This window comes from Cupriavidus basilensis, assembly GCF_008801925.2.
Lineage (GTDB): Bacteria > Pseudomonadota > Gammaproteobacteria > Burkholderiales > Burkholderiaceae > Cupriavidus > Cupriavidus basilensis.
On the sequence record NZ_CP062803.1, the window covers coordinates 60,674 to 74,671 of the forward strand.

The following is a 13,998-nucleotide window of genomic DNA, read 5'->3' on the forward strand; positions in this document are numbered from 1 at the left end:
TTGTTTCATCTGTATCCGGCAGGTCACCGGATACCTTGTGACTGCCGCCCGTCCTTATCAGAGCGCTCGTCGTCGAGCACACTATCGGCGTTGCGGCGACAAACTTTAGCGCTATTGGATGAAGCTCCCGAGACGCGCTGTGCGTCGACATGGGAGATCAGCTTATCCGTCCCCTGCGACAAACTATGTCGCTGCCGGCAAGCGGGGGCAAGGTCGCCGGCATGCGACACAATTTGACGCACCCCTGTCGAGAATGGATGCATTCGACAGGAGGAACTCCATGATCCGACGCCGCCGGCCGTCCCGCTATTCCCACATGCCGTTCGACCTGCCGCCGATAGTGCGGCTGTGGCTGCTGCGCATAGTGGTGCCGCTGGGCGGCCACCAGGAGTTCGTCCAGCGCGGCGCCTTCAGTAACGACACGTTGGCCGAGCTGCTGGGGTTGGGGGCATGGATCGACCCGGACGACGATGAGTTCAACCCCAAGGCGGTGCGGGTGGCGCTGCGCAAATTGCACCAGGATGCCGAAGACCAGTGCCGCGACGCCGAACTGCCCGCTTGCCTGAACAACAACATCGCCCGGCTGGCCAGGCTGGTGGGCCTGTCGGACATTGACCGCCGCATCCTGGCCTTCACCGTGATGCTCAAGAACGAGCGTTTGCTCGACGACACGGCGGACCTGCTGGGGCAGCTGTCGTCGACCAAGGTGCTGCACGTGTTGGCGGCGCTGCTCGACCTACCCGACGCGCAGGTCCGCGAGGCGCTGAGCACGCAGGGCGTGTTGGCGCAGTCGGGGCTGGTGTCGGTCGACCGCGGCGGTAGCTCCACGCTGAGCGGCAAGCTGGACCTGCTTTCCGATCGCTTCGCCGACCATATCGTGTCGTCGGATGCTGACCCCATCGCGCTGTTGCGCGACACGGTGGCAATGGCCGAGCCCGCGCAACTTGCGCTCGACGAGTTCGCGCATCTCGCGGACACGCTTGCGGTGCTGCGGCCTTACCTGCGCCACGCGCTGGCCTCGGGCCGCAAAGGCGTGAACGTCTTTGTGCACGGCGCGCCCGGCACCGGCAAGAGTCAGCTCGCCAAGGCGCTGGCCGCTGACCTGGGCAGCGAGTTGTTCGAGGTGGCGAGCGAGGACGACGATGGCGATCCCATCACCGGCGAGCGCAGGCTGCGCGCATACCGTGCCGCGCAGAGCTTCTTCGGGCAGCGCCGCGCCATGATCCTGTTCGATGAGGTGGAGGATGTGTTTGACGACGGCGAGGTCCTGTTCGGGCGCAAGAGCACCGCGCAATCGCGCAAGGCCTGGATCAACCGCATGCTCGAAGCGAACCCGGTGCCTACCGTCTGGCTGTCCAACTCCGGGGGGCTCGACGCCGCCTTCATCCGGCGCTTCGATATGGTCTTTGAGCTGCCGGTGCCTCCCAGGCAGCATCGCGCCCGCATCATCGAGGCAGCTTGCGCTGGCCTGCTCGACACGGGCACCGTGCAAGACCTGGCCGAATCCGAAGTGCTGGCGCCCGCTGTGGTGACACGCGCGGCGTCGGTGGTGCGCGCGATCCACGAAGACCTTGGCGCCCAGGGTGCGGCCAAGGCTATGACGCTGTTGATCGGCAACACGCTCGAAGCCCAGGGCCATCCGCCTCTTGAGAGGTCCGTCGCCAACCGGCTGCCGCAGATCTACGACCCGGCCATCGTCAACGCCGACGCCGACCTGCGCGAGATCGGCGCCGGGTTGATGCAGGCCGGCGGCGGGCGGCTGTGCTTGTACGGGCCGCCCGGCACCGGCAAGACCGCCTATGGTCGCTGGCTGGCCGAGCAGATGGGCGTGCCGCTGCATGTGAAACGGGCGTCGGACCTGATGTCCAAATGGGTGGGCGAGAACGAGCAGAACATTGCCCGCGCGTTCCGGCAAGCCGCCCAGGACGGCGCGGTACTGCTCATCGACGAAGTGGACAGCTTCCTGCAAGACCGGCGAGGCGCAAGGAGCGGCTGGGAAGTGACGCTGGTCAACGAAATGCTGACGCAGATGGAGTCGTTCCCCGGCGTGTTCGTCGCCTCGACCAACCTAGTCGAGGGGCTCGACCAGGCGGCTTTGCGGCGCTTTGACCTGAAGGTCAGGTTCGACTTCCTGAAACCTGCTCAAGCTTGGTCGCTTTTGTGCCGACAATGCAGTGTGCTCGCAATGGCGGCACCGGGCGAGGACTTGCAGGGGCGGCTTGCGCGCCTGGGCAAGCTGACGCCGGGGGACTTCGCCGCGGTTGCGCGGCAGCATCGCTTTCGTCCGCTGGGCAGCCCGGCCGGCATCGTCGCTGCGCTGGAGGCGGAATGCGTCGTCAAAGAAGGTGCCAGGGGCACGCTCGGCTTCCTGTGAAGCCGGCCGATCCGTGGAATAATCCGCCAGCCCACGCGGGCAGGACAAGACAAGAACAAACGATGCGATCCCTATCGAAGTCGAAGCTGATGGCCTTCCGGCAATGCCCGAAACGGCTCTGGCTCGAGATCCACCGCCGGGAACTGGGCCGCCATTCGGCGGCTACCGAAGCGAGCTTCGCGATCGGACACCAGGTGGGCGAGATCGCCCGTCACCTCTATGACCCCCAGCAGACCGGCGCGCTGGTTGATGCGCAGGCAGAGGGCTTCGAGGCTGCCTTCGCGCGTAGTCAGGACCTGCTCGGTGCAGAGCGGGCGCAGCCGGTCTTCGAGGCGGGCCTGCGCGCCGCCGGTGCACTGGCGTTCGCCGACGTCATGCTGCCCGCGGGTGCCGGGACGCAGCGCACCTGGCGCATGGTCGAAGTCAAGTCCTCCACCGGCGTGAAGGATTACCACCGCGACGACACGGCAGTCCAGGCCTATGTTGCGCGGCGCGCTGGCGTCCCCCTGAGCGCCATTGCGTTGGCCCACATCGACAGCCAGTGGGTCTATCCGGGCGGCGGCGACTACCGCGGGCTGCTGGTCGAGCAGGATCTATCGGAGCAGGCGTTCGCGCGAGCTGGCGAGGTCGAGGCATGGATCGCGCAGGCGCAGGCGATCGCGGGACTGCCGGACGAGCCAGAAATGACAACTGGCCGGCATTGCGGCGAACCCTATGAATGTGGCTTCCTTGATCACTGCCAAAGCCAGGAGCCCCGCGCCGAATACCCGGTGCAGTGGTTGCCGCGCGTGCAGTCCAAGGCGCTGAAGGCCCTGATCGAGCAGGACGGCGTGAGCGATATGCGGGACGTGCCAGACGCGCTTCTGAACGAGCGCCAGCTGCGCGTCAAGGCCCAGACGTTATCCGGCCAGACCTGGTTCGATGCAGCGGGCGCCGCCGCCGACCTTGCGGCGCACGGGTTGCCGGCTGTCTTTCTTGATTTCGAAACCATCCAGTTCGCGGTGCCGATCTGGCCCGGCACACGACCTTACCAGCAGTTGCCGTTCCAGTTCAGCCTGCACAGGCTGTCAGGCGCGGGCGAGCTGATGCATCAATCGTTCCTAGACCTCTCCGGCGGCGATCCGTCCCGTGCATTTGCCTGGGCGCTGGTCGACAACTGTGGCCAGGATGGTCCGGTCTTCGTTTACAACGCCGCCTTCGAGAAGACGCGTATCCGTGAGCTGGCCGAGCGTTTCCCCGATATGCAACGGCCCCTGCTGGCCATCAATGCGCGCGTGGTCGACCTGCTGCCCGTCGCTGAGCGGCGTTACTACCATCCCGACCAGCACGGCAGCTGGAGCATCAAGCGCGTGCTGCCGACCATCGTGCCCGACCTGCGCTACGACGAGCTGGATGGTGTGCAGGACGGTGGTATGGCGATGAGCGCATTTCAGGAAGCCATCCAAGTACAAACCGCACCTGCGCGAAAGATGCAGATCCAGTGCCAGCTCGAGGACTACTGCCGCCTCGACACCCTCGCCATGGTCCGCCTATGGCAATTCTTCACCGGCCGCATCGGGCGGGCGAGCTGAATCACGCAAACTCTCATGTCAAAACGTTCCGATACGATCGAAACCGTGTTGCTGGCGCTGGAACTGCTGCGCCGCATTCCACGCGGGCGCAAGATCTCTGCATCCGAGCTGCACGAACAGCTCAACAACACGGGGCACGCGCGCGACCTGCGCACCATTCAGCGCCAGCTAGAACTGCTCAGCGAGCATTTCGAGATCGAGCGCGATGAGCGCAGCAAGCCCTATGGCTATCGCTGGAAGGAGCGCGCGGCTGGCCTGGCGCTGCCGGTGCTGAGCGAGCAGGAATCACTAATGCTGGCGCTTGCCGAGCAGCATCTGCGCCACCTGCTGCCCGCCAGCCTGATGAAGTCCATGGACGGCTTCTTCCAGCAGGCGCGCACGAACCTCGGTGCCGAGGGCGGCGGCAAGCGTGGGCGTGAATGGCTGTCCAAGGTAAGAGTGATCAGCACCACACAACCCCTGTTGCCGCCGAAGATCAAAGCGGGCGTGTTCGAGGCGGTCAGCAACGCCCTCTATGGCAACTACTGGCTGGACGTGGATTACAAGAATGCCTCCGGCAAACGCAAGGCGGCTCGCGTGATGCCGCTAGGCTTGGCCCAGCAGGGCGCGCGGCTGTACCTGGTGTGCCGCTATGAAGGCTATGACAACGAACGCACCCTGGCGCTGCACCGTATCAACGGCGCGCAGGCCTCGCCGCACGTGTTCGACAGGCCTAAGGACTTCGACCTGGAGAAGTATGACGCGGACGGCCGCTTCGGCTTTGGCGAAGGCAAGCGCATTCGTCTGACATTCCGCATCGACAAGGAGGCGGGCCTGCATCTGCTCGAATCGCCGCTTTCGACGGACCAGACGGCCACCGCGCTGGAGACCGAGTTCGAGATCAGTGCCACCGTGGTCGAGACCGCCCAGCTCGAGTGGTGGCTGCGCGGCTTTGGGGATCAGGTCCGTGCTATCCGGCGGAGTTCGTGCGAGGACAACGGCGTATGACTACCGAAGTGAAACCAGCCGAACGCGGGGCCGCGCCCACAGGAATGGACAGATGAGAACCGAAGAAGAAAACATCGAACTGGCCGCCGACTGGATCCGCAACGCACGCGGGCTGCTGATCACCGCCGGCGCGGGCATGGGCGTGGATTCTGGCCTGCCGGACTTCCGCGGGCCCGAAGGCTTCTGGCGCGCCTATCCGGCGCTGGGCGAGGCCGGACTGAGCTTCCAGGACATCGCCGCACCGCATGCCTTCAAGGCCCATCCGAAGCTGGCATGGGGCTTCTACGGCCACCGGCTGGCACTCTACCGGCGCACGGTGCCGCATGCCGGCTTCGGCATCTTGCGCCGCTGGGCCGAAGGCATGCCGGAAGGCTACCGGGTCTTCACCTCGAATGTCGACGGACATTTCCAGCGCGCGGGCTTCGATCCGGACAAGGTGCACGAATGCCACGGCTCGATCCATGTCCTGCAGTGCACGGTCCCTTGCGGCGAGCAGACCTGGAGCGCGGACGATTTCGCGCCCGAGGTGGATGAGGCGCGCTGCCTGCTGCGCAACACGCCTCCACGCTGCCCGCGCTGCGGCAGTATGGCGCGGCCCAACATACTGATGTTCGACGACTACTCGTGGGTCGAAGAACGCACGGAAGAATCGCGGTCCAGGCTGGACGCCTGGACTCACCTGCGCCGCGATATCGTGGTCATCGAGCTTGGCGCGGGAACCGAGATCGCCACGGCGAGGTACTTTGGCGAACGCCATGCGGCGCGGTTCATCCGTATCAATGCCCGCCAGGCCGGCGTGCGCGATAACCGCTGGGGTGTCGGCTTGCCGGGCACGGCGCTGGGCGTGCTGACAGCGCTCGACGAGGCTATTGGTCGCTGACGCGTTCCGGGCAGGATGGCTGTCCTGCCCGGAATGCAACGCCCCATCCTTTGCAGGAGCCCCCCACCCACGCAGGGGGTATCCGGTTGGGGGAAGTTCATGAATCATCGGGAGGCTCGTTGAACGCCGCGCCTGGTGGCATTGCAGGAGGAAAGTATGTTGGAGGAAGGCTATCGCCGGACGGTGATTGTGCAGGGCCGGCTGGCCACGCGCGAGTGGCGGCTGAAGGCTGCGCGCGAGCGCATCCACGGCTTGCAGATTATGGCCCTGGAGCACATGGCGGCACGCCTGGCCGGCGGCTTCCTGGTGCCGGTCGACGACGAGAACCTGCGCGCGGCCATCCAGGCCGCGCTGCCGGTCACGCCGCTGGGCGAACTGGACGGCATCAAGGATCTCCCGGGCATGGTCGACGCCGCCGCCGACACACTGCGCAAGGCCTGGCGCGTTGGTATCGACCTGCAGGAGCGCGCTGGCCGGCATGCCCGGCTCGACTCCCTCGCAAAGCTGGAGGCAGCGGTGCTGGCACGGTTGCCCGCCGGCATGAAGCGGCCGGCCGAGCTGGCGCAGGCCGCCATGGCGCGGCTCGATCATGTGCCAGCGTTGCTTGGTCCCGTCGACCTCGCAGGCCTGGCCGATGTGGCGCCATGCTGGCGCGCATTGCTCCTGGGCGTTGCCAGGTACACGCCCGTGCGCTGGCTCGCCGGGCCGCATGACGTGCCATCGTGGCTCGCGGCGAGCGCAGTGCGCATGGAGCGCACCGCACCGGAGGCGCCCGCGATACAGGCCGTCAGCGCGTCCACCGCATACCACGAAGCCATTGAAGCGATGCGTTGGGCACGTGCCCTGCTCGCCTGCGGCCGGGCCAAGGCCAGCGAGATCGCCATCGCCGCCGTGGCGCCGGCCGAGTACGACGACCACTTCCTCGCGCTGCGCGCCGACGCCAATCTCGACCTGCATTTCGTGCACGGCACTAAGGTGACCGCAAGCCGCGACGGGCAAGCCGCCGCCGCGCTGGCCGACATCCTGGTGCGCGGCCTGTCGCGGACGCGTATGCGCCGGCTCGCCGCGTTGCGTTCGGGGGCCAAGGGCCTGTTCGAAACGCTACCGGCCGGCTGGACGAGCGTCCTCCCGGCCGAGGCGCCGCTGGCCTCGGTCCAGGCGTGGGAGCGCCTGCTGGCGCGCCTGTCGCCCGAGGACTGGCCCGACGGTGCTGACCATGGCCCCGCCCTGCGCAGCATCGTCGCGTTGCTCGACAGGGGCATCGGGGCTGCCTGGGAAGTCGGCGAAGCCGTGCTCGACGGCCGCGCGCGGACGATCTGGCGCAAGGCGCTGCTGGCCGGGCCTGCCGCCTCGATCGACGCCACGCTGGAAAGCCTGAAGCAGGACGATGGCCTGGAGGCGTGCGTGTCCGTGGCCTGGATGCCGGCCAGTGAGCTGGCCGCCGCGCCGCGCCGCTTCGTGCGCCTGCTGGGGCTGAACTCCTCGCGCTGGCCGCGAGGCCTGTCCGAGGACCGGCTGCTGTCGGACCACATCGTGCCGGCCGCGGAGCTGGATCCGTTCCCCGTAGCCGCGGCGGACCGTCACAGCTTCCGCACCATCCTCGCCAGCACCGCCGGCGAAGTGGTGCTGTCGCGCGCGCGCCGTGACGGAGAAGGCCGTGTGATGGGACGTAGCTCGCTGCTGCATGGCCAGCCCGCGGAGACTTACCTGCGCCGCAACGCCGTGCCGGAGCATGCGTTCAGTGAGACTGACCGTCTGCTTGCGCGCCCCGCCGAATACCGCTCTACCGTGCAGGCCCGGTCGGCCATCCAATGCTGGCGCGACTGGCACATCCCGGAGCTCACGCCGCACGACGGGTTGGTACGCGCCAACCATCCGGTGCTGCAAGCCGTGCTGGACCGCACGCAATCGGCCAGCTCGCTGCAGCGCCTGCTGCGCAACCCGCTGGGATTCGTCTGGCAGTACGGCATGCGCTGGCGCACGCCGCAGAGCGGTGCCGAACCCATTGTGCTTGACGCGCTCGCTTTCGGGAACCTGGTCCACATGACACTGGACCACGCGTTGCAGACGCTCGAAGCCGAAGGCGGCATGGCGCACGCCAGGCCTGCGCAGCTTGCCGCGGCAGTGCGCGGTGGCGTGCAAGCTGCTGCGGCGTCGTGGGAGGCCACGCAGGCTGTGCCGCCGCATGTGATCTGGCAGCGCACGCTGGATGACGTTCGCCTGTTGGCTGAACGCGCGCTGGCGTGGGGCGGCCCCACCTTACCTGGCGCGCGCGCCTACGGGGAAGTGCCGTTCGGCGGTGCCGAGCCCCGCGCCGCCGCCGCCGCCGGGTTGCCGTGGGATGCCACCGCGCGCGTCGAGATCCCGGGGACCGGCTTCCACATCGCCGGCTATATCGACCGTCTGGATATCTCACGCGACGGCCGCCTCGCCGTGGTGCGCGACTACAAGACCGGCCGCCCACTAAAGGAGGAGGCCCGGCTCGACGGCGGCCGCGAGCTGCAGCGCTGCCTGTACGCGTTCGCCGTCAAGGCGCTGCTCGGCGCCGACGTGACAATTACGGCTTCGCTGCTGTACCCGCGCGAGCCGGCAGAGCGAATCCTCGACAATGCCGACGACGCGCTGGCCGAGGTTACCGGCTACCTGGCCGCGGCACGCACCAGCCTGCTGGCCGGTGCCGCAGTGATGGGCAAGGACACCGCCGGCACATACGACGACCTCGCCTTCGCCCTGCCCGCCAATGCCGCGGCCACCTACTACCGGCGCAAGCAGGCCGCAGCGCTCGCATTGCTCGGAGAAGCCGCCGACGTCTGGGGAGCCCAATAATGAATAAAAACGCCATGCCTCTCGAAGACAACCGCGCACGCCGCACCGCGATCGCCGACCATCATCGCTCCCTGCTGGTGGAAGCCGGCGCAGGGTCGGGTAAGACTGCCGTGATGGCCGGCCGCATTGCCATGATGCTGGCGGAGGGCATCGCCCCGCGCCACATTGCCGCAGTGACCTTCACCGAGCTGGCCGCTAGCGAACTGGTGATCCGCGTGCGCGAGTTCGTAGCCGAGCTCAGCGCCGGCCGCATCCCGGCGGAGCTGGACGCCGCGCTGCCGGACGGGCTGGCCCAGCGGCACCACGCCAACTTGGAGGCCGCCAGCGCCGCCATCGACGAGATCACCTGCTCGACCATCCATGGCTTCTGCCAGCGCCTGATTAAACCGTATCCGGTAGAAGCCAACATCGATCCCGGTGCTGGCATCATGGACCGCGACCAGGGCGGCATGGCCTTCGACGATATTGTCGAAGACTGGCTGCGCGAACAGCTCGACGGCGCGCAGGCAGGACTGCTTGCCGAGCTCGTGCTCCACGATGCGCAGGCGACGGTGGAACTGGTACGCGGCATCGCCGCCACGCTGCGCGTCCAGCGCCACGCTACCGTTCCGGCTGCACAGCCGCTGCCGCCACTGATCACCGCGTTTCGCCACGCGGCGAATGCGATCGCTGCCTTCCTTGCGGCCACCGAGGCGAAGGATGGCGATACCGCGGACATGTCCGCTCTGCTGACGGACGCCGCGCAGGCGCTCGCCTTCCCGTACGACGCACAACGGCCTGCCGATCTCGCGCGCTTGCTGGCGATCCGCCTGCAGCCCGATACCGCGCTGTGCAAGAAGGACGGCGGCTTTCGCTCGTACCGCCGCGCTACCGCGTGGCGCAAGGCGGCCAGCGCAGCAGGCATGCCTGCTGCGCACGGCAATGCCTTGTGCGAGCAGGCAATGCTGCTCCATGCCGCGTGCGAAGACACCTGGCTGGCACTGCAGCAGCATATCGCCAGTCACGTGCTGGCGGCGCTTGTCGACGCGGTGCAGCCGGTGCTGGTGCGCTTTCGCGATTACAAGCGCGCCGCCGCGCTGCTCGACTTCGACGACCTGATCTTTGCCGCGCGCGATTTGCTGCGCGATCATGACTCGGTGCGGCAGGCACTTGCCTCCCGCTACCGCCACGTGCTGGTGGACGAGTTCCAGGACACCGATCCGCTGCAGTCCGAGATCTTCTGGCGCCTCTGCGGCGAGCCGCCCGCTGCCGGTGACACCGACTGGACCCGTTTCGCGATCCGACCCGGCGCGCTGTTCCTGGTGGGCGATCCCAAGCAGGCCATCTACCGCTTCCGTGGCGCCGACGTTGCGGCCTACGTCCAGGCGCGTGGTGCCTTCGCCGCGCAGGACCGCGACAGCGTGCTGGCGATCTCCACCAACTTCCGTTCGCGCGCGCCGATCCTGGCGTACGTCAATGCTCGTTTCGAGGCCATCCTGTCCAGCGACGGCCAGCCGGGCTTCACCGCACTGACACCGTTCCACGCGGCGTCCGACGACAATCCCCGCGTGCTTGCACTAGACGTGCCGGTGACGGGCGAAGATGGCAAGAGCTCCGCTGAGCAAATGCGCGACGCGGAAGCCAGCGCAGTTGCCGCCATGTGCGCGCGCATGATCGGCAACCATGACATCGTCGATCGCAAGACCGGCGAACGCCGCCAATGCCGACCCGGCGACATCGCGCTGTTGGCCCCCTCCGGCACCGACCTGTGGCGCTATGAAGCCGCGCTGGAGCGGCGCGGCGTGCCGGTCGCCACACAGGCCGGCAAGGGCTTCTACCAGCGTCAGGAGATCCAGGACCTGATTGCCCTGACCCGTGTGCTGGCGGACGTGCGCGACACGTTGGCCCTGGGCGCGCTGCTGCGCGGGCCGCTGGTCGGCCTGACCGAAGAGGCGTTGCTGGATATCGTGTGGCACCTGCCGCGTTCCGAAGACGCACCCGACAGCCTGCCCGGGCTGGACCTGCGGGTGGAGACGGAGCACCTCCCCCAGGGTCTCGCGCGCGATATCATCGGCAAGTTGCAACTGCTGCGCCGCAAGGCCAACGCCACCACACCGTACGACCTCATCTCGCAGGGCATTGACGTGCTGCACGTGCGGGCCGTGCTGCTTGAGCGGCACCACGGGCAGGCCGAACGCGTGCTTGCCAACGTCGACCTCTACCTCAACCTGGCCCGGGCCTACGCCGTGCGCGGCCTGCGCGCCTTCGCCGACGCCATGGGCGCCGCGTGGAGCGACGCGACGCGCGCCAGCGAAGGGCGTCCCGATGCGCAGGAGGAGGCGGTGGCGCTCTACACCATGCACGCCGCCAAGGGGCTGGAGTGGCCCATCGTCGTGCCGGTCAACACCATGACCCAGGTGGTCGCCGGTGACAGCACCGTGACCGACCGCTCCAACGGACACTTCTACTGCGCGGCGTACGGCCTCAAGCCCGTGGGCTATGAGGAAGCCCGCGTAGCCGAGAAGGCCGAGCTCGAGCGCGAGCGCATCCGCCTCTGGTACGTGGCCGCCACACGGGCACGCGAACTGCTGGTGCTGCCCAGGCTCGACGCCGCTGCCGGCGATAGTGCATGGATCAACCTGCTCGACCTGGCGCTGCCCGCGCTGGACCCGCTCGTGCTGGACGACGTTACCGACGGTACAGTTGCAGGCGCCATCACCACCGAGAATCAGCAGACCCGGCAGTCGTTCGGCGATGAAGCGCTGGCCATCGCACTTCAGCACAAGCGCCTGGCCTGGCTGGCGCCGAGCCGCGACGAGAGCGCTGGCGGCCCGTTGATGCAGGAGGAGGTTCCCGCCATCCTGCTCGCACCGGATGACGGAGAGATCGCCGACGTTACCGCCTATCCGGCGGTGCAAGGCGGACGCGAGCGCGGCTTGGTCATCCACAAGCTGTTCGAAGAGATTCTCTCCGGCGAGACTGGGGAATCGGCCCCGGCGCTCACGGCGCGTGCCGCGGATCTCGCGCGCATGCTCGGTTGCGAACCCAATGACGACCCGGCGACTGGCCTGTGTCCTGCGGAAATGGCGGCCAGCGTGCTGCGCACGCTAGCCCTGCCCGAAATCGCCACGCTGCGGCCTGGCCTGGCGCCGGAGTTGCCGGTCTATGCATCGGTCGTGGTGGAGAATCTGGAAAGCGCGACCATCGGCATCGCCGATGCAGTCAGCTTCGCCGCCGACGGGACGCCGGAAGTGATCATCGACTGGAAGAGCGATGTGCGTCCCGATCCAGGCATCCTGGATCACTACCGTGCGCAAGTGCGCAGTTACCTCGATATGACCGGGGCGCGGCGTGGGCTGATCGTGCTGGTGACGAGCGGGGTGGTGATCCCGGTGGCTCCGAGCTATGTGCAGCGCGCTGCCGGCGCGGAGCACGCCTAGGGGGCTGCAGTCGGCAAGTGATATGCGGCTGCGCGCGCGTACCTTGCACCCTCCTCCAGAGGGGTGAACAGGCGTATCACTGGCACCGATAACCGTCTGGCAATGGTGTGTCGTTGGCCGCCCGCTTGGGGTTGCGCGACAGCCGGTGGGCAGCTATCCCGTACGGCCATGCCAGTCGTCCCTCAATAGATACTAGGAGTTAATGTGAACGCATTCATCTGGGCTGGTCTGGCTATCGTCATCGCCGCCGTCGTCGCGACTGTCGTATCGCGCCGGCGTGCTGGCCAGTCAGCCGACACACCTGTCCCCGTTGCTCAACGTGCGTCCTTGGTCACCATGTCTGGGGAGGCGACTAGCCCTGCGCCGGCGCAAGTGCAGGAGGAAGAGGACACTGTGGCAATTCTGTTGGGCCCGTCGGCCGCGGAGCCTGTCGTCAGTATTTCGGAATTTCCCGGGAAGCTGCCAAAAGGCTCGCGGCCGATTGCGGCCGAAGGCACCACGCTCAGTCAGCTCGGCCCGGTCCTCCAGGCCGTGCCCAGCCTGCTGACCTCGCGCGAAGTCGCGCGCGGCGGCTATATGAAGGTGATCATCGACGGTCCGCTAGTCAAGGCGGCGGACGGCGAGGGATACCGCGCCTTCACCATGGGCGCCAAAGGCATCAAGCAGCAGGCCAGGCTGCTCGACCCATCCCGTCTGTCGAAGATGGTGAATGCAGCCGCCATCCTGAACATCGCCTCGCTGGTCGTAGCGCAAAAGCACCTCGCCGACATCACCAAGAAGCTGGACGACATCAAGCAAGGCGTGGATCGCATCGAGGCTTTCCTGCGCGATGAGCGCAAGTCTTCCATCCTCGGCGCTCTCGACTACCTGCGCCAGGTCGCACAGGCACTGTTTCAGGGCGAGCTGTCGCCCGCAGTGCGCCAGAAGCTGGAGGACTACGAGGGCCAGCTCCTTGCCACCGAGCGACATCTCAAGTCCGAACTAACGCGCGAGACACAGGGCATCGAAGCGATCAAGGATCCCGACACCTTTCGCACGAACGGCTTTGTGACAAAGATCCGCGAGCACCAGGCCTTGCTTGACGGGCTGCATGAACAATGGCTGCTGTGCGTGCGGGCTCGCGTCGCGGGATGGCAGTTGCTGTCGGCCTTCCCCGGAGAGCCGCACATGAAGCAGGCACGTCTGGACAGCCTCGAGGATTCGGTCGAATCCCTGGTTCGCGTCGGCGGCCTCCTGGATGAGGCGAAGCGACTCATGGAAGCCAAGATCGAAACGGTGCAGTCGCGGCTCGAGCGCGAATCGACCCTGACGGAGAAGCGCACGAACCTGCGCAAGTGGGTGCAGAACGAACTGGTCGCGGTCGCCGCCGCCGTGCGCGCGCAGAGCCAGGGTCTTGCCGCTGGCGAGGCCATGCTGCTTGAGCAGCAAAAGCCGACTGTCCTGGCGGTGAAGCTGGACGCCGGCAGGATTGTAGAGGCGCATCATGTGCCAGCGTAAGCTGTCGGCAGCTTCTTCGCAAACCTAAAATCTTGTAGTCCAGCTAACAACCGCTCCTCGCGAGTACAAAGCAATGCCGCAGAGCATCGAACACATTGATGCAATCGCACGTCGCAAGCATCGCGATGTTCTGTACGCGACCTTCTTCGAGGACGGAGACAGGCAAGCCGCGGCGACTGACTGGCGTCAGAACAAGCTCGTGAGCACGTCATCGCCTGGCTGACTGCAAGGGACCACGCCTGGGAGCCATGTGGCGAGATTGCCAACGAGCGCATTCTCCGCGGTTACCGCGGCTCGATCTACATCGACACGCCGTCCGATCCGGCCGATCTCGCCTACCAGGCGCTCGAGCGTTTTCTTGAGAATCCTGATGGCAGCATGCGACTGCCAGAGATGAAATTCTGGGCGATATCCCTTGATTTTGCGTTGGGGAACAAGCACCAC

7 protein-coding genes are annotated in these 13,998 nt (G+C 66.9%); all 7 read left to right on the forward strand.

The genetic code is table 11. The features are described from left to right. Positions 1-280 precede the first annotated feature (280 nt). The 7 genes from F7R26_RS00220 (at position 281) to F7R26_RS00250 (ending at position 13,554) form a co-directional block, all read left to right on the forward strand. A complete protein-coding gene (locus F7R26_RS00220) occupies positions 281-2,374 on the forward strand; it encodes an AAA family ATPase (RefSeq protein ID WP_150985366.1) in 2,094 nt (697 codons plus the stop codon). 89 nt (positions 2,375-2,463) lie between these two features. Beyond that, positions 2,464-3,945 carry a DUF2779 domain-containing protein gene (locus tag F7R26_RS00225; protein WP_150985367.1) on the forward strand — a complete coding sequence of 494 codons (1,482 nt, stop codon included), beginning with the start codon at positions 2,464-2,466 and terminating at the stop codon, positions 3,943-3,945. 15 nt (positions 3,946-3,960) lie between these two features. Continuing rightward, on the forward strand, positions 3,961-4,932 hold the full coding sequence (locus F7R26_RS00230; protein WP_150985368.1) for a helix-turn-helix transcriptional regulator: 972 nt from the start codon (positions 3,961-3,963) through the stop codon (positions 4,930-4,932). Positions 4,933-4,984: 52 nt separating this feature from the next. Next, a complete protein-coding gene (locus F7R26_RS00235; protein ID WP_150985369.1) occupies positions 4,985-5,812 on the forward strand; it encodes an SIR2 family NAD-dependent protein deacylase in 828 nt (275 codons plus the stop codon). Positions 5,813-5,968: 156 nt separating this feature from the next. Continuing rightward, on the forward strand, positions 5,969-8,638 hold the full coding sequence (locus F7R26_RS00240) for a PD-(D/E)XK nuclease family protein (RefSeq protein ID WP_150985370.1): 2,670 nt from the start codon (positions 5,969-5,971) through the stop codon (positions 8,636-8,638). Continuing rightward, positions 8,638-12,057: a UvrD-helicase domain-containing protein gene (locus tag F7R26_RS00245; protein WP_150985371.1), complete on the forward strand. Its 3,420-nt coding sequence runs from the start codon at positions 8,638-8,640 to the stop codon at positions 12,055-12,057. Before F7R26_RS00240 ends, F7R26_RS00245 begins: the two co-directional genes overlap by 1 nt. Positions 12,058-12,261: 204 nt before the next feature. Next, positions 12,262-13,554: a hypothetical protein gene (locus F7R26_RS00250; RefSeq protein ID WP_150985372.1), complete on the forward strand. Its 1,293-nt coding sequence runs from the start codon at positions 12,262-12,264 to the stop codon at positions 13,552-13,554. Positions 13,555-13,998: the final 444 nt, after the last annotated feature.

Excerpts from the sequence above, each read along its gene's own strand:
- F7R26_RS00220 (WP_150985366.1), top strand. The coding sequence starts at position 281 with ATGATCCGACGCCGCCGGCCGTCCCGCTATTCCCACATGCCGTTCGAC.
- F7R26_RS00225 (WP_150985367.1), top strand. The coding sequence starts at position 2,464 with ATGGCCTTCCGGCAATGCCCGAAACGGCTCTGGCTCGAGATCCACCGC.
- F7R26_RS00230 (WP_150985368.1), top strand. The coding sequence starts at position 3,961 with ATGTCAAAACGTTCCGATACGATCGAAACCGTGTTGCTGGCGCTGGAA.
- F7R26_RS00235 (WP_150985369.1), top strand. The coding sequence starts at position 4,985 with ATGAGAACCGAAGAAGAAAACATCGAACTGGCCGCCGACTGGATCCGC.
- F7R26_RS00240 (WP_150985370.1), top strand. The coding sequence starts at position 5,969 with ATGTTGGAGGAAGGCTATCGCCGGACGGTGATTGTGCAGGGCCGGCTG.
- F7R26_RS00245 (WP_150985371.1), top strand. The coding sequence starts at position 8,638 with ATGAATAAAAACGCCATGCCTCTCGAAGACAACCGCGCACGCCGCACC.